This is a genomic window from Loigolactobacillus rennini DSM 20253, assembly GCF_001436505.1.
Lineage (GTDB): Bacteria > Bacillota > Bacilli > Lactobacillales > Lactobacillaceae > Loigolactobacillus > Loigolactobacillus rennini.
The window spans coordinates 44471-67748 of the sequence record NZ_AYYI01000022.1 but is presented as its reverse complement, the minus strand read 5'-3'; the positions used below and the strand labels follow the sequence as shown (position 1 = coordinate 67748).

Here is a 23278-nt window from a genome sequence, read left to right as displayed (position 1 = left end):
AATCTGCCATCAATAATAGATAAATCTATTACCAACAACAGATATTGTAGAGCCTATTTTAGTGACGCAGGGGAAAATACCTGCTTATTTAGGCTCGAGTTTTGCTTTTGTTGTCGCTATGCAAGCATTAATGAAAACACAAGGCTATCCGGCAATTGCACAAGGCAGCGTTGCAGTGGGAATTATTTATTTGCTCGTTGCCTTATTGATCAGTCGGATTGACTCAGGTTGGATTGATAAAATTTTGCCGCCAGTTGTAGTGGGACCAGTAGTAATGGTAATCGGCTTATCTTTAGCAGGTACAGCTGCTAAAGATGCGATGATGAATCAAAATCACTATGATTTAAAATTTTTCTTAGTTGCTTTAATAACATTGGGATTAACCATTGCTTTTAATATGCTGTTAAAAGGATTTCTCAGTTTAATTCCGATTTTACTAGGTATTGTAGGGGGCTATTTAGTTGCTACTTTGTTTGGTTTAATTGATTTTACACCAGTTACACAAGCAGCTTGGTTAGCGGTGCCAGACTTTGAATTACCATTTATCAGTTATCACCCTAAATTGTATTGGAGTGCAATATTAGGCATGGCACCCATTGCTTTTGTGACTATGACAGAACATATGGGGCACATTATGGTGTTAGACGAATTAACGCAACGGGACTTTTTTAAAGATCCAGGTTTGCATCGCACTTTATCTGGTGATGGCTTGGCCTCCATCATTGCTGGTTTTATCGGTGGCCCACCTGTTACCAGTTACGGTGAAAATATCGGTGTGTTAGCCATCACGAAAGTTCACAGTGTCTTTGTGATTATCGGTGCTGGTGTGTTAGCAGTAATCTTTGGTTTTGTCGGTAAATTAAGTGCATTAATCATGAGTATCCCCAGCCCAGTTATTGGTGGCATTAGTTTCCTCCTGTTTGGGGTCATTGCGGCAAATGGTTTACGAATTTTAATTGAAAATAAAATTGATTTCGATAAAAAACGTAATTTAATGATAGCAGCAACTATTTTAGTTGTCGGTATTGGTGGAGCTTACTTGCAACTAGGCGATTTTCAGTTAACTGGCGTAGCACTAGCGACATTGTTAGGGATTTTTTTGAACCTTGTTTTACCTAAACAAGCCTTAAATGAGTTAGAATGATATTGGGTCTGAGCAAGTAGGTAGCAGGCGAATTTAGTAAGGCAGTGGATAAAATGAAACGTTATTTAATACTAGCCGATGGCACGGTTTTCACCGGTCAAGGATTTGGTATGCCGTTAACCACAACGGGCGAAATTGTTTTTAATACCGGTATGACCGGTTATCAAGAAACTATCACCGATCAATCCTATAATGGACAGATTATTGCTTTTACAGCACCTTTGATTGGCAATCATGGCATCAATCGTAGTGATTATGAATCAATTGCACCAACTTGCAAGGGTGTGATCGTCAATGAATTAAATCAAGAACAAGTGGATATTAGTGGACAAATGTCCCTTGATGAATTTTTAAAGCGGCGTCAAATTCCTGGAATTAGTGGGATTGATACCCGGGCCTTAGTTCGGCGGTTGCGGCAAGCAGGGACAATGAAAGCTAGCATTGTGGATACGCCTGATGAGCATGCTTTTGACCAGCTACACGCGCTAGTCATGCCCAAAAATCAAGTGCAACAAGTTTCAACAACTAAGCCATATCCTAGTCCAGGTGAAGGACGCAATGTTATTGTGATCGATTTAGGACTAAAATACAGTTTGCTACGGGAATTAACCAAGCGCCAATGTAACCTAATTGTTTTGCCTTACAACACCAAGGCGCAGACAGTCTTAGACTTAGCGCCTGATGGTGTCATCTTCAGTGATGGTCCTGGTGACCCACGCGATGTTCCTGAGGCATTGGCAATCATCCAGGGGATTCAAGGTAAAATTCCATTGTTTGGTGTTTGCCTCGGACATCAGCTATTAGCGTTGGCCAATGGCGCGGAAGTGTACAAAATGACATATGGTCATCGGGGGGCAAATCATCCAGTAAGAGAAATTGCCACTGGAAAAATTGATTTTACAACGCAGAATCATGGCTATGCTGTGGTGCCGCAATCAATTCGACAAGCGCATTTATTGGTGACGCATATTGACGTGAACGATCAGACCATTGAAGGTTTACGCCACCGCAATTACCCGGCTTTTTCCGTTCAATTTTTACCAAATGCATCTCCCGGTCCTCACGACGCGGCCCATTTATTTGATGAATTCATTGAAATGATCGATGCATTTGCAAAACGGCACCGCAATTCAACATTACGAAGTTAATGTTAGTCAATTAATTTTTAATGAATGGGAGCATTAAATCATTGCCTGAAAAAAATAATGGGACTAAAATTTTAATCATTGGGCCAGGGCCCACGACGATCGGCCAAGGTGAAGAATTTGATAGTGCAAGCGTGCAGATCTGCACAGCTTTAACACAAGCAGGCTACCAGGTGATTTTAGTTAATTCTAACCCAGATAGTATTATGGCGGCTAAAAATGAGGTTGCTAAAGTTTATGTTGAACCCTTAACCGTTGATTTTATGACACGAATTTTACGCAAAGAAACACCGGCAGCAATTTTACCGACTTTAGCTGGTAAATTAGGTTTTAATTTGGTGTTGGCTTTAGCTGAAGCCGGTATTTTAAAAGAATTGCACATTAAATTATTAGGTACTAATTTAAATGTTATCAACCAAGTTGAAACACCGGCATTATTTAAAGCATTAATGCACCAGCTAAAACAACCTATTTTAGAATCAGTCAGCGTGGATACTGTGACGGCAGGAATTGCTTTTACACGTAAAATTAAGTTTCCCGTAATCGTACGGCCTAACCATGCTAATGAAGGAATTGGTGGTAGTATTTGCAGTAATGTGGCCGAATTAACGGAAACGGTTAAAAATGCGCTAAAATTATCACCAATCCACCAAGTATTAATTGAAAAAAGTGTGACGGGTTATAAAGAAATTGAGTATGAAGTGTTGCGTGATCATGCTGACAATGCATTAGTGGTCTGTAACATGGAAAATGTTGATCCTGTCGGCATTCATACCGGAGATTCGATTGTTACAATACCAGCGTTAACGTTATCGGATAAACAAACACAACAATTACGAGATGCTGCGCTAAAAATTGTACGGAGTTTAAAAATTAAGGGTAATTGTAATGTTCAATTTGCTTTAGCACCTGAACGTGCTGGCTACTATGTTTTAGCTGTTAAACCACGGCTATCACGTTCATCAATTTTAGCTGCTAAGGCAACAGGGTACCCAATTGCTCAAATTGCGGCTAAATTAGCTATTGGCCGGTCTTTTGATCAAATCAGCAGTCCAATCTTAGCTAATGTTACTGCCGCGTATGAACCAAGTTTAGATTATGTGGTTACTAAATTTCCGCGCTGGGCAGATCAACATTTGACCACAAAAAGTTACCGTTTAGGCACACAGATGCAGTCTAGTGGTGAGGTAATGGGAATTGGCCGCAATTTTGAAGCTTCCTTGTTAAAAGCAATCCGTTCCTTAGCATTAGCGTCATTACCACAAGAAATTGCAAAAATTAAACAAGTTTCAGACGCTGAACTCACTGATAAATTAGTGCATCCCCAAAACAATCGCTTATTTTATCTTTTAGAAGCATTGCGGCGTCATTATGAGTTAGCTGAGCTAAACGAATTAACAAAAATTGATCTCTTCTTCCTAGCAAAGTTACGGCATATCGTTAATCTTGAAAGAACTTTAAAAGCCAAGAAGGGAGATTTAGCGAGTCTGCGGTTGGCCAAACGTTATGGTTTTACGGACGTTAACATTAGCCACTTATGGCAAATGTCGGTGGATCAATTAAGAAAAATGCGACGGGAAGCAGATATTTGGCCAGTTTATAAGATGGTTGATAGTTGTGCAGGTGAGTGGCCAGCTAAGCACCCTTATTACTACAGCACCTATGAAACTGAAAATGAGAGTCAAGCAACAGCTAAACCAGCAATTTTAATCTTGGGTGCTGGACCGGCTAGAATTGGTCAAGGAGCAGAATTTGATTATTTAACTGTTCAAGCCATTAAAGCGGTGCAGCAAGCTGGTTATCAAGCAATTGTTGTTAATGATAATCCAGCTGCCGTTTCTACTGATTTTATGCTGGCAGATAAACTTTATTTCGAACCACTGACTACAGAGGAAGTTTTAAACATTGTTGCATTAGAACAGCCAGTTGGTGCTTTAGTTCAATTTAGCGGGCGTACTGGCTTAAAATTAACGCAGACTTTACTCGCAGCTGGCATTAAGATTTTAGGTCGAACAGAAAAAAATGCGCCGCTTTATGATCAAGGCCGTTATTTGCGTCAAGAAACATTACAGCTTATGATGCCGCAACCGAAAAGTAGTATGGTTGATAATCAAGCAACAGCTTTAAAATTAGCAGCAGAAATGACTTATCCGGTTTTATTACATGTTAATCATACCCACTATCAACAACTTGTACGGCAATTTGACCAACCAGCGGAATTAGCTGCTTATTGGGCGAAACATGCAGCTAATTTAAAATCTGGCGCGTTATTAACGCATTACTTAAAGGGACAAAAATATACCTTAGATGTGATTGCTGATGGACAACAGGTGTTAATCCCAGGAATTTTGGAATACATTGAGCGAACCAGCATTCATACAGGGGATTCGCTTGCTGTATATCCGCCACAATCATTATCCAAAAAATATCAAACACAAATGTTAACCATTAGTCAAAATATTATTCGTAAATTGAATTATCGTGGCATTATGAATATTCAGTTCATTCTTAGCCAAAATCAACTTTATGTGATCGCCCTTAAACCTTATGCAAATCGGACAGTTCCTTTTTTGAGTCAAGCAACAGGTTGTCCAATTACTAATTTAGCAGTTCAAGTTTTATTGGGCACTAATTTGAATGAACTAGGCTATCAGCAAGCCCTCTTGACACCAAAATCAACTGTTTTTATCAAGGCACCGATGTTTTCATTTGCCCAGTTAAAAAATGTAGATAGTTTTTTAGGGCCACAGATGAAATCAACTGGCGAAGTGATTGGTAGTGATTTAACCTTAGAAAAAGCGTTGTATAAAGCCTTTGTTGCTTGTAAATTACACTTACCTAATTTTGGGACTATTTTATTTACCGTTAATCCAGCAGATAAAATTGTTGCAGTGGATTTGGCAAAACGTTTTTATGAAATTGGATTTCGCATTGCAGCCACTGCTGATACAGCGTCGTATTTTAAGCAAGTAGGGGTGAAGGTAGCACCGATGGCCCCAGTAAAAGCAGGAGGCGCGCAAAATATTTTAACTGCTTTGGCGGCCGGAAAAATTCAAGCAGTGGTAAATACTGAAGCAACAACAACACAAACGGCCATCAGTGTCTTTCAAATTCGTCAGACCGCGATTAAATATGGGATTCCTTTATTCACATCATTAGATACTACCAATGCCATTTTGCGGGTTTTAGAATCGCGAACATTTACAACAACGCCATTAACTTAAAAATAGCGAGTCATCTAAATGAGTAGATGACTCGCTATTTTTAATTAAATTTGACTATTTTTTCATAGGTGGTTGCCGTAACTTTTGAACCAATTTTTCGTCAGGAGTAACAGACAATGTTTTTTGTCCAGTATAAATGACAAAACCAGGTTTTGCACCTTTAGGTTTGTGCACCTTTTTAATAGCAACCACATCAACTGGCACAGATGCAGATAACCGTGCTTTAGAATAATAGGCCGCGAGATTAGCAGCTTCTAATTTGGTTGTTTCACTAGGATCAGCAGCCATAATAACAACATGAGAACCAGGAATATTTTTTGTATGCAACCAAATATCTGTTTTTCGTGCCTTCTTTAGTGTTAAACGATCATTTTGCAGATTATTTTTGCCAACTAAAATTTTGGTGCCATCACTAGCATAAAAAGCTTCCGGCTGGCTGAGTTTATGCCGCCGCTTTTTTTGCTTCTGTTTTGATTTCAAATAGCCTTGTTGGCGTAGCTCAGTCTGAATATCTTGTAAATCTTCAGGCGCAGCAATTTCAATTTGCGTTAAAATTCCCTGAAAATAATCGATTTCAGCCTGAGTTTCACCGAGTTGTTGTTTAACAAAATGGACCGCATGCTTGAGCTTTTGGTATTTAGTAAAATATTTCTGCGCGTTTTGTGATGGTGATAGTTGATTAGACAAGCTAATTTTAGTGGGCTTTTCAGCAGCATAAAAATTAGGCAAGGTTATTGTGGTCATTCCACGTTTAACGTGATTTAAATAGGTTGTTAGTAGCTCGCCCTTAATTCGATAGGTATCCGCCTTTTCAGAATTAGCTAATGTCTTTTCTAATTTACGATATTTCTTCTTATTTTTCTTTATTTCATTATGAACCAAGCGAATGAGTTCACTACCTTGCTGCCGAACTCGATCTAATTGCGCCTTATTGCGGTAAAAATCATCTAACATCAAACTGAGTGACGGGTAAGTTGTCTGTTTGCCAGATTCACTGACAAATTTGCAAGGAGAAAACTGTCTTTTTTTCTTGTTAGTGTCTTCTGTAATAGTTGGTTCCGGTTTTTGAGCTATTGTGGCAAAAAAATTCTGCCAAGTGCTTTGTTTGTCTGTCGCTTGGTTTAAGCGCGTTGCAAGTTCAACTGCAGTATCGAATCCAAAGCCTTGATAGGTCTTTTGCAGTTGTTTAGCTTGAGCAAAAATATCTGCAGTTTTAGGTAGCGATAGATAAAAGGGTTTATTTTCTTGAAAAGGATTTGCCAATGATTGCTTAGGCGGTGCGATATACTCAGCACCAGGTAGTAAAAGGCGGTAACGGTTTTGATCGTGCCCCACATGGCGAATAGTATCAATTATTTTATGATTGGCTTGATTCACTAAAATAATATTACTATGTCGTCCCATCATTTCGATAACTAGTACTAAATCTTCTAAGTCACCAATTTCATTACGAGCAGTAAAAGTTAAATGAACAACCCGGTCATTTTGCATTTGTTGCACTGTTTTTAAAATAGCACCATCTAAATATTTACGTAAAGTCATGGTGAAGTTAGTGGGTTTTTCTGGATTAACAAATGGAATTTCTGTCACCTGTAAACGCGCATAACTTGGGTGCGCTGATAATAATAAAGGATAGTTATGTCGTTTAGATCTTAGCGTTAGAATTAATTCGTTTGGATATGGTTGGCTAATACGGCTAAGTCGGCCACCAGTTAGGAGTGGTGCCAGCTCATTAGTCATTGCGTGCGTAAAAACACCATCAAATGACATTTTTACACCTCACTTTCATAAAATACTCGGTTAAGTCATAGTATACTAGTTTTCTTGAAAGCTGACAAAATGGTTAGCATTAAACATTTGTTTGCATTGTACAAGCTTTTAATTGTATAATACAAGTAGATTATTGCATGATACAATTAAGTGTGGAGGCAGGTGAATTGTCATTCAAAGCAGTTTTATGGCCTTAAAACAATTTCAGCAGGTGCAATATAATTTTGAACAACAGCTTTATCAAAAATTAACGTTACGACAAGCAGATATTAAGTTATTAATGTACCTAAATAGTTCCGACCAAACATTATTGGAATTATGTCGGCAAACAAATTTAGATATGTCAACTTTAAGCAGACAGTTAAAAGCAATGGCTCAACGTGACTTGGTGATTAAACAAGCTGTACAAAATGATCGTCGTAAGCGACGTTTTGTAATCACAAAATTAGGACGATCGAAACTAAATGATTTTAAATCTGCAATGCAAGATTATGAACAGGCAATCTTTGCTAACTGGTCAGCTGAAGAGAAACAATTATTGAAAGTTTTATTAAACCGATTAATCACCAGCTCAGAACGTTTATTGACAAAAAAGGGTGGGTAAAGAAGCAGTGGGTAAGGATTATTTTCGCTATTTCAGATGTGAGATACTTGATATTATGGTATAGTTATTATTTAGAGATGAAAATTAAAGTAGGTGTCCAATTATGAAGATTGCTGTTGTGACCGATAGTACAGCATACTTACCCCAGCAATTGATTGATGAAAATAATATCACAGTGGTTCCAATCCCGGTTATTTTAGATGGTCAAACCTATAACGAAGGCGTAGATATTTCAACTGCTGATTTTTACGCTAAATTACGCCATTCTAAGGCTTTCCCAAGCACGGCACAGCCATCGCTTGGACAAATGGTTGCTGTATATGAACATCTTGGTGATCAAGGTTACGATACTGTTATCAGCATTCATTTGGCTAGCACCATCTCTGGATTGGTTGATAACCTTAAGAATGCCGCAAAATTAGTTAAAAATACGCACGTTATTCCTTATGATTCCCAAATTACGGTTATGTTAATGGGAGAATTAGTTTTAACTGCCGCTAAAATGGCAAATTCAGGTAAAACAGCAGATCAGATTTTAGCACGGTTAGATGCCTTACGTGCAACTACTAATGAATACTTCATCGTGAATGATCTGCAGAATTTGGTCCGTGGCGGCCGCTTATCTAATGCATCAGCATTTCTGGGCAGCATGTTGCGGATTAAACCCATTTTAACTTTTGATGATCAATCACATAAAATTGTTGCATTTGAGAAAATTCGGTCAATAAAAAAAGCCTATGCACGTGTTGAAGAGCTTTTTGCACAAGCTATTAAACAAGTTGATTATCCGATCCATGCGTTTGTGATTCATGCTAATGATCAGCAAGCCGCCGTTAAGTGGCAAGAAGAACTACAAGAAAAATTTCCGCAAGTTCGTTTTGATATTAGCTATTTTGGTCCAGTAATCGGAACGCATTTAGGTGAAAAAGCCATTGCAATTGGCTGGCTAAAAGACGAAAAAAATAATTAAAAAAGAATTTTAAGTTTAAAGACACGTTTTAAAACGTGTCTTTTTTATTCAACAATATAGTTAAAGTGAGAGGGCGGTTAATTCAAAATCCTAATTAAGCAGTTGCATCAAATCAATTTTCATCCTAGTTTACATAATATATATTATACAAAGTAGTGTCTAACATCTTTTTTTAGCAGGAAAACGTCAATTTTTAGGTATTTTTTGTGTGATTAACTTAATTATTGCTCAATAAAAAAACGTCAGTAATTAAATTACTGACGTTTTTATCACAGATAACACTGATAAACTAACTATTTTGTTTCATCAAATGCTGCTGTTAGTGGCGGCACAACTTGTTTCTTTCGTGATACGACACCTGGTAATGCTAACCGTTGTTGTGCAGACAGCTTTTGCTTAAACGCAGTTTCAACGGGTTCTGTCGGTGTTCCTAGAACCAATGCTTCCGTATTACTATCTAAAATGTTAGTTACCATTAAGAAGAATAAATCGTAGTTGTTGGTCGTTAAAGAATCTTTAATTGCACTTTCAAATTCAGCTTGCCGTTTAAAGACATCATTAACATCGACAGTGTTAATTTGTGCAACCCGAACGCTTTTGCCATTCATAGTAAATGATTTTGCGTCAGATGCAATTAAATCAGCTGCTGATTTGTCATCAACATTGGTCCCAGCACGTAATTCTTCAACACCGTATTGATTGGCATCAATGTGAGCAATTTCGGCTAATTCCTGAACTACTTTTTTATCATCATCCGTGGTTGTTGGTGATTTTAATAATAAAGTATCTGAAATGATTGCTGATAACATTAAACCAGCAATTTTTTCTGGAATTTCTACCTGGTTTTCATGATAAAGTTTAGTGATGATTGTGCTGGTACAGCCAACTGGTTCTGCCCGATAATAAAGCGGCTTTGAAGTGTCGAAGTTTGCAATCCGGTGGTGATCCACGACCTTGGTAACTTGCACTTTATCACGGTCTGCAACACTTTGCTGCGCCTCATTGTGATCCACTAACATCACGGCTTTGACTTCATCAGCCACTGATGTAACTACACGTGGTGCTTGTTGCTTAAAGTGAGCCAACACAAACTTAGTTTCATCATTTGGTTTCCCTAACGCAACCGGTTCAGTATTTTCACCTAACTGATTTTCTAAGTGACTGAATGCAATTGCTGCCACAATGGCATCGGTATCAGGATTCTTGTGGCCAAAAACTAACTGTTTAAGCATAAAAAATAACACTCCTTATTAAACTTTCAAACTTATTATAAACTAATTAATTATCTTGTTCAGTAGATTCTTTTAAACGGGAAAGATAATCTTTAGCTGCAATGTAATCATCAAACGCGTTTAAGAAATTGCTAATTCTTGGGATTTGGTCTTTATCGCGCCGAAAGACAAATGCTAAATCAAAATGAATAGCAGGTTCAAAGGAAGCAACGTAAGAGCCTAAATTGCGACTATGAGCTTGTACAAATGAATTTGGTAATGCTGTATAAGTTTTAGTTGAACGCGCAAAACGCAAAATTTGTGTGGGTGTGGTGAAATGAGCAGCAATATTAGGTGTATCCACCATTTGGTTTTTATAGGATTCATTAATTAATGAATTTAAATAGTAACGTTCTGGATAAGTGACCCAATCATTATCCAATGTCCGTTGGTACCTTACTTTTTTCCGCTTAGAAAGACTAGATTTGTGGTGTAAAAATAATAATTCTTCATTGAGGATTTTTTTAGATTTATAAGGCTTCCAATTTTTAATGCTTTCATCCGGTAAATACATGACAGCTAAGTCAATTTTATTAGTTTCTAACCGTTCCCAAATCTCTTTACGTGTCAACATATGGAAGCTTAGTTCTATGTCTGGATTTTCCTTGTAGTAACGAATGGCAAAATCTTCTAAAACACGATCTTCAATCGAGGCTAATAAACCGATTGAGATTTCACCTTTAGTTGCGCTTGTGGTTTGTTGAATTTTATCTGTTGTTTGATTGAGTAATTCATAAATTTCATGGGTTGTTTGCAGCATCGTCCGCCCTGCTTCTGACAAGTGTAATTTCTTACCGACAGAATAAAACAATGGTGCGCCAACACTGCGTTCTAATTTTTTGATTTGTTGGGTTAAAGCAGGTTGTGTAATGCCAAGTAATTGTGCCGCTTGGGTATAATTCATCGTTTCAGTTAACTGTAAAAAATAAGCTAAAGTTTTTGATGAAAAAACCTTGTCTTGTTTGCTTTTCAAATTGGATTCCTCCTTTAAACACTTATACATATAATAACCCATTTCTTCAAGTAATAACAATTATTTCATTTTAAAATTCATTATTATCTTGATAAATGCATTATCTATTATTATACAATAAATTGTGAACAAGTTTAGCCAATTCGTTTAAGTTTTTATAAAAATAATAGCCCCTTTGATTTATCAAACACAATAGATCAAAGGCGCCAGACGTTAAAACTATTTAGGCATAATTAGGAAATTTTTTATAATTTGTATAGTCAGCTACGTGGACTAATTTTTCGGCATTTTTTACTCTTGCTTGAGTTGGTGGCTCAATACCAGCCAATGGATAGTTAAGCTTTAGCTCTTGGTATTTAGGCACCCCCATGTTGTGGTATGGTAAGATTTCGACTTTATCAACAATCGATTTAATTGTTTTAATGTAGTTACCAATTTGAATTAACTGGCTATCATAATCAGTTCGTTGCGGAATTAAGACATGCCGGATCCAAACATGATGACCGTGTTCGTGCATATACGCTAGCATATCAAAGATATTCTCATTGCTCCAACCTGTTAAACGTTTGTGTTCGCGCGGATTAATTTGTTTAACATCAACTAAGGAAATGTCAGTATATTGCATAAGCGTTTCGAATTTACTAAACCAAGGCTGTTTTCGTGTAAAAGGTTGACCACAAGTATCTAAGCAAGTCAAAATACCTTTTGCCTTAGCTTTTTTGAATAAATCAATTAGAAAATCGATCTGTAATAAGGCTTCACCCCCACTGACAGTGATTCCCCCTTGTTTTCCCCAGAACGCTTGGTAACGTTGAGCATCTGCGAGTACTTCATCAGCTGTCCACTCTTCACCAACACCTTGATTCCAAGTATCAGGATTATGACAAAACTGACAACGCATCCGACACCCCTGTAAGAAAACAACGTAACGAATTCCGGGACCATCCACTGAACCAAATGTTTCAGTGGAATGAACATAGCCAATTGGTACTTTATTTGCAACAGCAGTTGTGCTGGCTGATTGCTGGTAGATCTTCATCTTATCACCCCATGGTTATCATTCACTTTCTAGTCAAGCACTTAAATGACTTAAGCACTTGACTAGAAAGTGGATGAATCAAATTGACTTCATCCACTTCTAATTAACGCGGGTTACATTGCTTCAAAGTAAGTCCGTGAAATAACATCGTCTTGCTGCTCTTTGGTTAAGTCAGCAAAGTAAACACAGTAACCGGAAACCCGTACGGTTAAGGTTGGATATTTTTCAGGGTGTGCTTGAGCATCTTTCAAAGTATCTCGATTAAAGACGTTAATGTTTAGGTGCATCCCTTTATTTTCCATATAACCGTCAACCATATTAACTAAAGTATCTTGCTGACTATTGGTATCATTACCCAGAGTCCGCGGTGTCACACCAAAGGTATTGGAAATACCATCAGTTGCATACTTATAAGGAATTTTAGCAGTTGATAGTAAGGACGCTAACGCACCGTTTTGTTCTGCACCGTATGCTGGGTTTGCACCTGGTGAGAACGGTTCGCCTGCTTGCCGCCCATTAGGCGTTGTCCCTGTGTTTTTACCGTATACAACATTAGAAGTAATGGTTAAAACAGACGTGGACAATTTCGCATTGTGGTATAAATGGTGCGTGTTCATCTTATCATAAAGCTTCTTAACTAACATTTTAGCAATACTGTCAGCGCGGTCGTCGTTATTACCGTAACGTGGATAGTCATGATCAGCTTTAAAATCAACTGCAATACCATTTTCATCCCGAATAACTTTAACGTGACCGTATTTAATTGCTGAAATAGAGTCTGTGGCGTGCGATAAGCCAGAAATGCCAGTTGCAAATGTGTAATCTAAACGTGAATTCTTCAAGCAAAGTTGTTCTGCTTCATAATCATATTTATCATGCATGTAATGGATAGCATTTAAAGCATTGACGTACACGTCTGCTACCCAATCCAATTGCCGATCAAATTTCTTCATAAAATCATCATAGTCAATGTATTCTGATTTAATTGGTTCAGCAGCTGGGCCGACTTGTGCATTACCCATTTCATCAATGCCACCATTAATGGCATATAAAACAGTTTTTGCCATATTAGCCCGCGCACCGAAGAATTGAACGCCATCAGCAATTGGCTGTGCAGAAACACAGCAAGCAATACCATAGTAATCTGTTCCCCATTGATTCCGCATTAAGGCATCATTTTCATACTGAATGGTAGAACTATCAATGGAAACTTTAGTGGCATAACGTTTGAAGCCATCTGGTAAGCGCTTGTCCCACAATAAAGTAATGTTAGGTTCAGGCGCTGCACCCATGTTTTCTAAAGTCTTCAAAACACGGAAACTGGTTTTATTAACATGGTGCCGACCATCCATGCCAACACCGGCCATGGATAATGTTGCCCAAATTGGATCACCAGAGAATAGATCATTATAATCTGTCGTCCGGATAAAACGAACCATCCGTAATTTCATGACAAATTGATCAATCAATTCTTGTGCGTCCGTTTCGGTAATTAAGCCGCGATCTAAATCACGTTGAATGAAGATATCTAAGAATGCGTCAATCCGACCAACTGACATTGCTGCCCCATTTTGGGTTTTAACTGCAGCTAAGTACCCAAAATAGACCCATTGTACGGCTTCTTGTGCTGTTTTAGCAGGTCTTGAAATATCGTAACCATAGCTGGCAGCCATCTCTTTCATGCCCTTTAAAGCTTTAACTTGTTCCGCAATTTGTTCCCGTAATTTAATGACACTGTCAGTCATTTCGCCATCACCGACGTTGCCATGATCGGTAACCTTTTCTTCAATTAACCGATCAATTCCGTATAAAGCAATTCGTGGTAAATCTGGAATAATCCGGCCCCGACCATATGCATCTGGTAAACCAGTGATAATTTTGTAATGCCGTGCTTTTCGCATATCCGGTGTATACACATCAAAAACACCTTGGTTATGGGTTTTACGCCATTCATTGAAGATTTCATGCATCTTGGGATCGGTTTCAAAACCATAAGCTTTAAGCGCATCTTCGGCCATCCGAATGCCACCATATGGCATGAAGGCCCGTTTTAATGGTTTGTCTGTCTGCAAACCAACGATTTTTTCGAGATCTTTTTCGATATAACCAGGGCCATGCGACGTTAGTGTTGCCGGAACATTATTATCAGCATCTAACACGCCGCCTGCTTCACGTTCTTTTTGTTTAAGCGCCATCACTTTATTGTTTAAAGTAGTCGTTGCTTCTGTTGGCCCGGCTAGGAAACTCTCGTCGCCATCATATTGGATTAAATTTTGCTGGATAAAATCACGGACATCAATTGATTCTTGCCAATCGCCACCGTTAAATCCGGCCCAATAGCCGTTAGTTGTCTTATCTGCTTGAAGCTGTTTCATAATTAAGTTGCCTCCCTTGATGTCAAACATTAATGTAACAGTTTTCATTAATAAGTATAACATAAAGCTTCACATGTGCAAGCCCTTTCTTAAATTTTGATATTATTTTTAATCAATAAGATCGCTAGATATGCGAAATAATAGAATTAATAATTAAAATAAATTTTATAAAAAGTTGAACTAATTAGTAACTGTATTATTAAATAATGTAACAGATCAAAACTGGAATATAACAGAAAATGAATTAAATAAAAATGGCACACCAATAATTAAAAATGGTGTGCCGTTAGTTTATATTGAGTTACATTGTAAAATTAATCATGTGTTGCGTCTGCTGCATCTAAATTAACAGTGGGATACCCAATTATCGGGATGCCGACCTTATCAACATCTAATACAAAGGAACCATTAGAATAACGATCGCTAATCGGATGTTGTGCAGGATCAATCAAAATAGTTTGTTTAGTGTTAGTTTGCAACAATAATTTTTGTGACGTTGCCAATGGTGGCGCCATTAATTGAATCCGATGCGGCTGCCGTTTTAATTCCCGTAGGATTAACATGCCACGCCGTGCTCGGCTAGTTTTTGTGACTTCTTGTACTTTCATTCTTTTTAGAGCACCACGCTGCGTAATTAACGTGACAGGAATATTTTGTTTCGTATCCACTAAAACAAAGTCAGCGACGTGATCCTCGCTTTTAAGTGCCATCGCTTTAGCACCAGCAGCTTTGGCACCGTTAACTGGCACTTCTGCTAATGCATAGCGTAAGCCATAACCAGTATAACTAGCCAGAAAAACTTCTAGTTGTTCTAGTTGCGCTGCAGGTACATAATAAACGTTTGTCACTTGGGCAGTTTGATGCTTCAGCCGAATAGCTTGAGCAGCTCGTGATTTATAAGTTCGACCAGGCAAATAATCAGTAAATGGTGTTTGTTTAATGAAGCCATCACTAGTGCCTAAGACAAAATGGCCAGTTTGCTTTAGATCATTAAATGCAAAGGTATGGATAATGTATTCATCTGGTGCAAGGCCAATCGATTGCGAAATGTGTTCACCGGTATCTTTCCAACGCCCATCACTTAATTCATAAACAGGCCGATAAATTACATGACCTTTATTAGTGAACATCAGTAAGTGGTCTAAGGTACTTAATGGACGTTGAAAAGTCAAAAAATCCTCGTTTTTAAGGCCATTATCGCTAGTTGCAGATGAATGGTAGGAGCGTAAACTGCTGCGCTTTAAATAACCATCATGACTAACTGCTACCATCACAGTTTCATCCGCCACAATCACTTTAGTTTCAACCTTTAGAGGTTCAATTTTGGCTTGAATTTCACTTAAGCGCGGTGAACCATATTCCCGGTTAATTTGACGCAATTGTGCTTTTAGCACCCGGGCTAATTCTTTAGGTTCCGCCAGAATTTTCTTTAATTGGAGAATTTGTTTGGCTAAATCTGCTTGTTCTTTTTCTAATGCGGTAATATCAGTGTTAGTTAAGCGATAAAGTTGTAAAGACACAATAGCTTCAGCCTGTGGCTGCGAAAAATCAAAAGTCTGAACTAAATTATCCTTTGCATTTTTCTTGTTTTTACTTTGCCGGATTACTTTGATGACTTTATCCAAAATTGATAATGCCTTAATTAACCCTAACACAATGTGCTGCCGTGCTTGTGCCTTGTCTAAATCAAATTGGGTCCGCCGTGTGATAACTTCCTTTTGGTAATCCAAATAGGCCAATAGCAATTGTTTTAAACCTAATTGATCTGGCCGCTGGTGATTAATGGCCACCATATTGAAGTTATAAGTGATCTGTAAGTCGGTATTTTTTAACAAGTAAGTTAAAATGCCTTGTGCATCTGCTTGTTTCTTTAATTCTACAACAATCGACAAGCCTCTACGGTCTGATTCATCTCGCACTTCAGCAATGCCATCAACCTTTTTTAAAATCCGGATCTCGTCCATCTTTTTAACTAATTGGGCCTTATTGATTTCGTAAGGTAGTTCAGTGATCACAATTTTTTTACGACCACCGCGAATGGTATCAATCTTAGTGCGTGACCGGATCACAATCCGGCCTCTACCGGTTTCGTAGGCCTGTTTAATACCATCTAAGCCTTGAATAATGCCGCCGGTAGGAAAATCTGGTCCTTTAATAAAGGTCATCAGCTTTTCTAAACTAGCTTGGGGGTGATCAATTAAATAAACCAGTGCTTGAATAACTTCACCTAAATTATGCGGCGGAATTTCCGTTGCGTAACCCGCTGAAATACCGGTTGCACCATTAACCAGTAAATTAGGGAATCTAGCTGGTAATACAGTGGGTTCTTCTTCTGTATCATCGAAATTAAGAACAAAATCCACAGTCTTTTTATCAATATCTTGTAGCATCTCACCAGCAATTTTACTAAGCCGTGCTTCTGTATAACGCATTGCCGCAGGCGGATCGCCATCCATTGAACCATTATTACCGTGCATATCAATTAATGGTTCGCGAAGCTTCCATTCTTGGCTGAGGCGCACCATAGCTTCATAAATACTGGAATCGCCGTGGGGATGAAAATTACCCATGACATTCCCAACTGATTTCGCGGACTTACGAAATCCTTTGTCAAAAGTGTTGCCATCTCGATTCATGGCGTAAAGAATTCGGCGTTGAACAGGTTTCAAACCATCGCGAATGTCTGGTAGTGCCCGTTCTTGAATGATGTACTTCGAATAACGGCCAAAGCGATCACTCATAACCTCTTCTAAAGTTAATTCTTGAATGTTTTGTTGTTTACTCATCTACTCACTCACTTCGTTTGATCAGCAGCTTGGTCGCCATCAATAATGATGGTGTTTGCTGTATGATTATCCGTTTTAGTTTCTAAAATACTGCCTTCTTCAGCCATTGAAAACTGAACGTGGCTTTCAATCCATTTACGACGTGGCATCACCTTGTCACCCATTAAAGTAGTCACGCGGCGCTCTGCTAAGGCAGCATCATGGATCTGGACGCGAATTAGTGTCCGGGAATCTGGATTCATAGTGGTTTCCCACAATTGATCAGCATTCATCTCACCTAGGCCTTTGAATCGTTGTAAACTGTAGCCCTTACCCATTGCTTTGGTGCCAGCTTCTAGTTCATCTTCAGTCCAAGCATAGCGAATTTGTGTTTTTTTGCCTTTACCTTTTTGTAGTCGGTATAACGGCGGTAAAGCGATGTAAACCCGCCCGGCTTCAATTAACGGTTTCATATACCGGTAAAAGAAAGTTAACAAAAGAATTTGAATGTGGGCACCATCCGTATCCGCATCGGTCATGATGATGATTTTATCATAATTACTATCAGCTACTTTAAAATCAGGTCCTACACCAGCACCAATAGTATAAATAATGGTACTGATTTCTTCATTTTTTAAAATATCATCTAATTTAGCTTTTTGTGTGTTAATTACCTTACCACGTAATGGCAAAATAGCTTGAAATTTACGGTCGCGACCTTGTTTAGCTGAACCGCCGGCTGAGTCCCCTTCGACTAAATAAAGCTCATTGCGCTTACTGTTACGCGACTGTGCAGGCGTTAATTTACCGGAGAGTAATCGTTCAGTTTTCTTTTTGCGTTTCCCATTACGGCTTTCATCACGCGCTTTACGGGCGGCTTGCCGGGTATCCCGCGCTTTAAGCGCTTTTTTAACCATTGATTGCGCAAAATCATTATTTTCCATTAAATAATAAGTTAATTGTTCACCTAAAATATTGTCCACGGCAGCCCGAGCTTGTGGCGTACCTAATTTACCCTTTGTTTGGCCTTCAAATTGCAAAATCTGTTCTGGAATACGCACGGATAAAACGCCGGCTAAACCTTCACGAACATCACTGCCTTCAAGATTTTTATCTTTTTCTTTCAGTAAGTTCATTTTACGTGCATAATCATTAAATGAACGGGTTAATGCTGTCTTCATTCCCACTTCATGAGTCCCGCCGTCATTGGTGCGAACATTGTTAACAAAAGACAAAATGTTTTCCGAATAACCATCATTGTACTGACCTGCAAATTCAACTTGAATGCCGTCCTTTTCGCCAGAAAAGAACATAATGGGACTTAACGCATCTTTATCTTCGTTTAAATACGCGACAAATTCTTTAATGCCTTCCTTGTAGTGGTAAATTTCTTGGCGACCATCGCCACGTTTATCAGTAAAAACAAATTTGACGTCTCGTAGTAAAAAAGCTGATTCACGTAAACGTTCAGCTAAAGTATTAAAGTTAAATTTCGTAGTAGTAAAAATAGTCGGATCAGGCTTAAATGTAATTTCAGTCCCAGTTGCAGCCCGTGTTTTTCCTAATTTTTTTAAAGTGCCGACTGGTTGGCCACCATTGCGAAAAGTTTCTTGGTACTTAATGCCATCGCGGACTACCGTTGCAACCATTTCTTCAGACAGTGCGTTGACCACGCTGGAGCCCACACCATGCAGGCCACCAGAAGTTTTATAACCACCCTGTCCAAATTTACCACCAGCATGCAGGACAGTCAGAATGACTTCAATGGTAGGAATTCCGGAAGCATGCATTCCCGTTGGCATTCCCCGACCAAAATCACGCACCGTCACCCGATTATCTTGATGAATGGTGATGTCGATTTCCTTGCCGTAGCCAGCTAGTGCTTCGTCCACGGCATTATCGACAATTTCATAAACCAAATGGTGCAGCCCTTGACTGCCAGTGGAACCAATATACATACCTGGGCGTTTACGGACTGCTTCTAATCCGTGTAAAACCTGGATCGAAGCGTCATTATAAGCTTCCTTCATTAAGCAAAAACTCCCTTTCAACAGTGCTTACTAAATTGTACCGAAAATTATCATCAAACTGATGATTTTAAATGATTAGTTATAGATTAAATTAGCTGATTTTCAAAGATAACTCAAGTTAATGGTGACGTACCTAAGGGCACAAAAACTTATTTTACCCTATGTGCGGCAATTTGAAAAGGCCAGTCAGGAACTAGTGTTCGTCTTTCTTATTTTAGCACAAAACCATTTTAATATGGTGACTTAAATTAAATCATGCTAAAATACACACTAGTAATGACGTTGCCATTAAGGAGGGAAAAATTTGAAACTGAGCTTCATGTTAATTTGTGCTTATTTACTTGGGTCAATACCTTCTGGCTTGTGGATTGGCAAATGGCTTTACCATAAAGACATCCGGAAATTAGGCAGTGGTAATATTGGAACAACCAATACTTTTCGAGTGCTAGGTAAAAAAGCTGGTTTAATTGTGTTATTTTTAGACATGTTTAAAGGTACCTTAGCGGGGATGCTTCCTTATTTCTTTGGCAGCTTCAGTCACCCATTTTATAGTCCCTTATTGATTGGCGTTGCTGCCGTTATTGGGCACAGTTTTTCAATCTTTGACCATTTTCATGGTGGCAAAGCAGTAGCAACCAGCGCTGGGATGGTGCTTGCGTACAGTCCATTATTCTTTTTTATCTGCTGGTTAGTTTTTGGTAGCTTGGTTTATTTTACCCGCATGGTTAGTGTTGCCAGCATGTTAGGAATGGTAATTATTTTTGGCTTAACTTTTTTCTTTCACGATGGCTTATTGAGTTTAATTGCGTTTATCCTCACTTGCTTTATTATTTATATGCACCGAGATAACTTTAAACGGATTAAAGCAGGGACAGAAAGTAAAGTTCCCTTTGGTTTTGGTTACCGTAAACCAACAACTAAGAAAAAATAATATCAACACTTAACTTTTTTAGTGACGTAATAATAGCGAACACACCAATCATTATATTGGGTTGTTCGCTATTTTAGTTCAATGTATTAGATTTGATTAAAATGCCCGTCTTTGGTGTGCTGTAATGGTAAAACTACCGGTAAAATCTGCACCTGGTGCTAAGTGGTTGATGCCCATCTTTTGCGTGAAGTCACCACTTGCAGCCACATTATCGGCAATTCCCCACCAAGGCTCAATGCAAACAAAGTTTCCAGCTTTAGGGTAAGGTGACCAAATGCCAGTATAGGGTGCGTTAGGCACAGTTACTGAGACGCTATGCTGATTTTGATCGTTTTTTAATGTAAATGTATTCACTTGATTTAATTCATAAATCAAGGCGTCAGCATGAAATAATTCATGGGATAAATCTAAATCGGTATCTGTTGGCGCTAATGTCTTATGGGCAGCGTCATTATACGCGCCTACCAACGGAATTTGTACCCGGGTCTTTTTAGGCTCATAACTAATATAGTAATCTTCAAACTTATTGTCAGTTGTTAGCGGAATATTAAACCCAGGATGACCACCAATTGAAAAGTACAACGGTTTTTGTGCTGGATTATGCACAAAGTAGGTCACTTCCAGATCGTTGTCCAGCAACTGATAAGTGACGGTTAATTCGAATGCAAAAGGATAATTTTGCCAGGTCTTTTGGTCGTCTTTTAATTGAAAACTGATGGCATCAGACTGGTGTGCAACAACCTGGAAAGTCCGGTCCCGGGCAAAACCATGTTGTGTCATGTGATAAGTTTTACCTTGATAGCGATATTGATCATTCTTTAGTCGGCCTACAATTGGAAACAGTACTGGCGCGTGCCGGTTCCAAATTTTAGGATCACCTTGCCAAATGTACTCATTACCAGAATCTAATGAAATAAGATTGGTTAGTTCAGCACCTTTGGCGGTGAAATTAGCCTGTAAAAACTGATTTTTGATTGAAAGTGACATGTCATGCACCTACCTCGACTTAAAGTTAATTTTCAGATGGAAATCTCGAATTAAACTTTTATAAAATGTAACGGCTCAAATCTTTATTTGCCACAATATCACCAATTTTATCATTAACATACTGTTCAGTAATGGTAATATCGCCCATTTCCATATCTGGGCCTTCATACAAAATATCTTCCAGCAGTTTTTCTAAAATAGTGTGTAAACGCCGGGCACCGATATTTTCTGTTTCGTGGTTGACGTCGTAAGCAATTTGCGCAATGCGTTCAATAGCTTCTTTAGTAAAAGTGGTGTGAACATTATCAGTACCGATTAAAGCCATATATTGTTTTAACAATGCGTTATTGGGCTCGGTTAAAATACGAACAAAATCTTGTTGGCTCAAATCCTTTAATTCAACTCGAATTGGAAAGCGTCCCTGTAATTCTGCAATTAAGTCGCTAGGCTTATTGTCTGAAAAAGCACCAGAGGCGATGAATAGAATGTGATCAGTATTAATGGTGCCGTATTTAGTGGTGATTGCTGAACCTTCGACAATTGGTAAAATATCCCGCTGGACACCTTCACGTGAGACTTCACCGCTATTTTTTTGCCCACTAGAAGCAATTTTATCAATTTCATCAATAAAAATAATGCCAGTATTTTCAGCACGTTGAATGGCATCGTGGTAGATGTCCGCTGCATTAACCAATTTTTCTGATTCTTCTTTGATCAATACTTCTCGAGCTTCTTTAACAGTTAAGGTGCGCTTGATTTTATGTTTAGGCATTAAACTGCCTAATGTATCGTTTAAATCAATCCCCATTTGTCCCATCATGTTATTGTTTAGTGCAACTGTTTGTTTAGGATCATCCATTTTTAACGTCACTTCTTGGTTTTCTAATAAACCGCGATCCAGTTGTTCCTTGACTGATAAACGCTGGTCACGGACGTTGTCAGTGACTTCTTCGCTTTCATCCGCTTGTTGTTGTGTTGGATCTTGCCCTTTTTGCATGGCAGAAAAAGCATTCATCAAACTTTGAAATTGATTTTGGGGGTTAGGTTGTTTCTTAACACCGGGGACCAGCAATTTAACCAGGTGTTTATCTGCATTGCGGCTAGCTTCAGCCCGTACTTTTTTAAATTGAACTTTACGTTCCATATTAATTGCAACATCAACTAGGTCACGTACCATTGATTCAACATCCCGGCCTACATAACCCACTTCAGTAAACTTAGTTGCTTCCACTTTAACAAAGGGCGCTGCGACAATCTTAGCTAGTCGTCGTGCCACTTCAGTTTTACCTACACCAGTTGGGCCGATCATCAGCATGTTTTTAGGGGTAATTTCATCTTGCATCTCTTTAGACAATTGCATCCGCCGATAACGGTTGCGTAATGCGATCGCAATGGCACGTTTAGCATCATCTTGACCGATAACATAATCGTTTAAGGCGGCCACAATTTGTTTAGGTGTTTTTTCTGCTGCTTGCATTTAGGTTAACTCCTTATTATAAATCTTCCACAATAATATTGTGATTAGTAAAAATGTCAATGTCGCCAGCAATACTGATGGCAGTTTTAGCAATATCGTGGGCACTCATACTTTCAGTGTGAGTGGTTAAGGCTTTAGCTGCAGCTAAAGCGTAATTGCCGCCAGAGCCAATTGCTAAAATGTTATCATCTGGTTCGATGACTTCACCGCTACCAGAAACTAATAATAATTGGTCCTTATTCATAACGATCAGTAAGGCTTCCAATTTTTGTAATGTCTGATCAGCCCGCCATTCTTGGGCGAGTTCCACTGCTGCACGGGATAAATTGCCACTGTATTCGTTTAATTTCTTTTCAAAGCGTTCTTCTAAGTTAAACGCATCGGCAACGCTACCAGCAAAACCGACTACCACTTGATTATGGTAAATTCGGCGAACTTTTTTAGCGGTTCCTTTCATGACAACTTTTTCACCCATTGTCACTTGGCCATCACCAGCCATTGCGGTGTGTCCATTATGGCGTACCGCACAAATTGTGGTGGCTTCAAATTTTACTGCTGTCATTTAATGCACTC

General features: G+C 38.7%; 15 protein-coding genes and 1 pseudogene. 6 read left to right on the top strand and 10 right to left on the bottom strand.

Features of this window, described 5'->3' with window-relative positions:
* Window positions 1-55: 55 nt before the first annotated feature.
* From FC24_RS03740 to FC24_RS03730, 3 genes and pseudogenes are all read left to right on the top strand, one after another.
* Window positions 56-1144: pseudogene (locus FC24_RS03740) on the top strand (uracil-xanthine permease family protein); the annotation flags it as partial.
* A 53-nt stretch (window positions 1145-1197) separates the two neighbouring features.
* Window positions 1198-2292 carry a carbamoyl phosphate synthase small subunit gene (locus tag FC24_RS03735; protein WP_057873533.1) on the top strand — a complete coding sequence of 365 codons (1095 nt, stop codon included), beginning with the start codon at window positions 1198-1200 and terminating at the stop codon, window positions 2290-2292.
* Window positions 2293-2333: 41 nt separating this feature from the next.
* Entirely contained in the window at window positions 2334-5513 is a 3180-nt protein-coding gene (locus tag FC24_RS03730; protein ID WP_057873532.1) for a carbamoyl phosphate synthase large subunit, read from the top strand.
* 54 nt (window positions 5514-5567) lie between these two features.
* On the opposite strand, the gene FC24_RS03725 is transcribed toward FC24_RS03730, so the two are convergent.
* Window positions 5568-7283: an NFACT RNA binding domain-containing protein gene (locus tag FC24_RS03725; protein ID WP_057873531.1), complete on the bottom strand. Its 1716-nt coding sequence runs from the start codon at window positions 7281-7283 to the stop codon at window positions 5568-5570.
* A gap of 187 nt (window positions 7284-7470) precedes the next feature.
* On the opposite strand from FC24_RS03725, the gene FC24_RS03720 reads away from it, so the two are divergent.
* Together FC24_RS03720 and FC24_RS03715 are read left to right on the top strand one after the other, a co-directional pair.
* On the top strand, window positions 7471-7887 hold the full coding sequence (locus FC24_RS03720; RefSeq protein WP_057873530.1) for a MarR family winged helix-turn-helix transcriptional regulator: 417 nt from the start codon (window positions 7471-7473) through the stop codon (window positions 7885-7887).
* Between the two features lie 103 nt (window positions 7888-7990).
* Window positions 7991-8857: a DegV family protein gene (locus FC24_RS03715; RefSeq protein WP_057873529.1), complete on the top strand. Its 867-nt coding sequence runs from the start codon at window positions 7991-7993 to the stop codon at window positions 8855-8857.
* A gap of 293 nt (window positions 8858-9150) precedes the next feature.
* Here FC24_RS03715 and FC24_RS03710 read toward each other — a convergent pair whose 3' ends face one another.
* From FC24_RS03710 to parE, 6 genes are all read right to left on the bottom strand, one after another.
* Window positions 9151-10089, bottom strand: coding sequence for a manganese-dependent inorganic pyrophosphatase (locus FC24_RS03710; protein ID WP_057873528.1), 939 nt, complete (start codon window positions 10087-10089; stop codon window positions 9151-9153).
* Window positions 10090-10135: 46 nt separating this feature from the next.
* Entirely contained in the window at window positions 10136-11101 is a 966-nt protein-coding gene (locus tag FC24_RS03705) for a LysR family transcriptional regulator (RefSeq protein ID WP_057873527.1), read from the bottom strand.
* A gap of 223 nt (window positions 11102-11324) precedes the next feature.
* Window positions 11325-12140, bottom strand: a complete 816-nt coding sequence (pflA, locus tag FC24_RS03700) for a pyruvate formate-lyase-activating protein (RefSeq protein WP_057873526.1) — start codon at window positions 12138-12140, stop codon at window positions 11325-11327.
* A gap of 113 nt (window positions 12141-12253) precedes the next feature.
* The gene (gene pflB, locus FC24_RS03695; protein WP_057873525.1) at window positions 12254-14515 is read right to left on the bottom strand and encodes a formate C-acetyltransferase; all 2262 of its coding nucleotides are present in this window, start codon (window positions 14513-14515) and stop codon (window positions 12254-12256) included.
* A 314-nt stretch (window positions 14516-14829) separates the two neighbouring features.
* Window positions 14830-17301, bottom strand: a complete 2472-nt coding sequence (parC, locus tag FC24_RS03690) for a DNA topoisomerase IV subunit A (RefSeq protein WP_057873524.1) — start codon at window positions 17299-17301, stop codon at window positions 14830-14832.
* A gap of 8 nt (window positions 17302-17309) precedes the next feature.
* Entirely contained in the window at window positions 17310-19310 is a 2001-nt protein-coding gene (parE, locus tag FC24_RS03685; RefSeq protein WP_057873523.1) for a DNA topoisomerase IV subunit B, read from the bottom strand.
* A gap of 319 nt (window positions 19311-19629) precedes the next feature.
* Here parE and plsY point away from each other — a divergent pair, with 319 nt between their 5' ends.
* A complete protein-coding gene (gene plsY, locus FC24_RS03680) occupies window positions 19630-20241 on the top strand; it encodes a glycerol-3-phosphate 1-O-acyltransferase PlsY (protein WP_057873539.1) in 612 nt (203 codons plus the stop codon).
* A 96-nt stretch (window positions 20242-20337) separates the two neighbouring features.
* Here plsY and FC24_RS03675 read toward each other — a convergent pair whose 3' ends face one another.
* From FC24_RS03675 to hslV, 3 genes are read right to left on the bottom strand one after another with little or no spacing between them, the layout of a single operon-like run.
* Window positions 20338-21228 (bottom strand): aldose 1-epimerase family protein, encoded by an 891-nt coding sequence (locus tag FC24_RS03675; RefSeq protein WP_057873522.1) that lies wholly within the window; start codon window positions 21226-21228, stop codon window positions 20338-20340.
* Window positions 21229-21286: 58 nt separating this feature from the next.
* Window positions 21287-22705, bottom strand: a complete 1419-nt coding sequence (gene hslU / locus FC24_RS03670) for an ATP-dependent protease ATPase subunit HslU (protein WP_057873521.1) — start codon at window positions 22703-22705, stop codon at window positions 21287-21289.
* Between the two features lie 16 nt (window positions 22706-22721).
* Window positions 22722-23267 (bottom strand): ATP-dependent protease subunit HslV, encoded by a 546-nt coding sequence (gene hslV, locus FC24_RS03665; RefSeq protein WP_057873520.1) that lies wholly within the window; start codon window positions 23265-23267, stop codon window positions 22722-22724.
* Window positions 23268-23278: the final 11 nt, after the last annotated feature.

Bases quoted from the DNA above. Each gene is read 5' to 3' on its own strand.
- FC24_RS03735 (WP_057873533.1), top strand. From the start codon at position 1,198: ATGAAACGTTATTTAATACTAGCCGATGGCACGGTTTTCACCGGTCAA.
- FC24_RS03725 (WP_057873531.1), bottom strand. From the start codon at position 7,283: ATGTCATTTGATGGTGTTTTTACGCACGCAATGACTAATGAGCTGGCA.
- FC24_RS03720 (WP_057873530.1), top strand. From the start codon at position 7,471: ATGGCCTTAAAACAATTTCAGCAGGTGCAATATAATTTTGAACAACAG.
- FC24_RS03715 (WP_057873529.1), top strand. From the start codon at position 7,991: ATGAAGATTGCTGTTGTGACCGATAGTACAGCATACTTACCCCAGCAA.
- FC24_RS03710 (WP_057873528.1), bottom strand. From the start codon at position 10,089: ATGCTTAAACAGTTAGTTTTTGGCCACAAGAATCCTGATACCGATGCC.
- pflA (WP_057873526.1), bottom strand. From the start codon at position 12,140: ATGAAGATCTACCAGCAATCAGCCAGCACAACTGCTGTTGCAAATAAA.
- pflB (WP_057873525.1), bottom strand. From the start codon at position 14,515: ATGAAACAGCTTCAAGCAGATAAGACAACTAACGGCTATTGGGCCGGA.
- parC (WP_057873524.1), bottom strand. From the start codon at position 17,301: ATGAGTAAACAACAAAACATTCAAGAATTAACTTTAGAAGAGGTTATG.
- parE (WP_057873523.1), bottom strand. From the start codon at position 19,310: ATGAAGGAAGCTTATAATGACGCTTCGATCCAGGTTTTACACGGATTA.
- plsY (WP_057873539.1), top strand. From the start codon at position 19,630: ATGTTAATTTGTGCTTATTTACTTGGGTCAATACCTTCTGGCTTGTGG.
- FC24_RS03675 (WP_057873522.1), bottom strand. From the start codon at position 21,228: ATGTCACTTTCAATCAAAAATCAGTTTTTACAGGCTAATTTCACCGCC.
- hslU (WP_057873521.1), bottom strand. From the start codon at position 22,705: ATGCAAGCAGCAGAAAAAACACCTAAACAAATTGTGGCCGCCTTAAAC.
- hslV (WP_057873520.1), bottom strand. From the start codon at position 23,267: ATGACAGCAGTAAAATTTGAAGCCACCACAATTTGTGCGGTACGCCAT.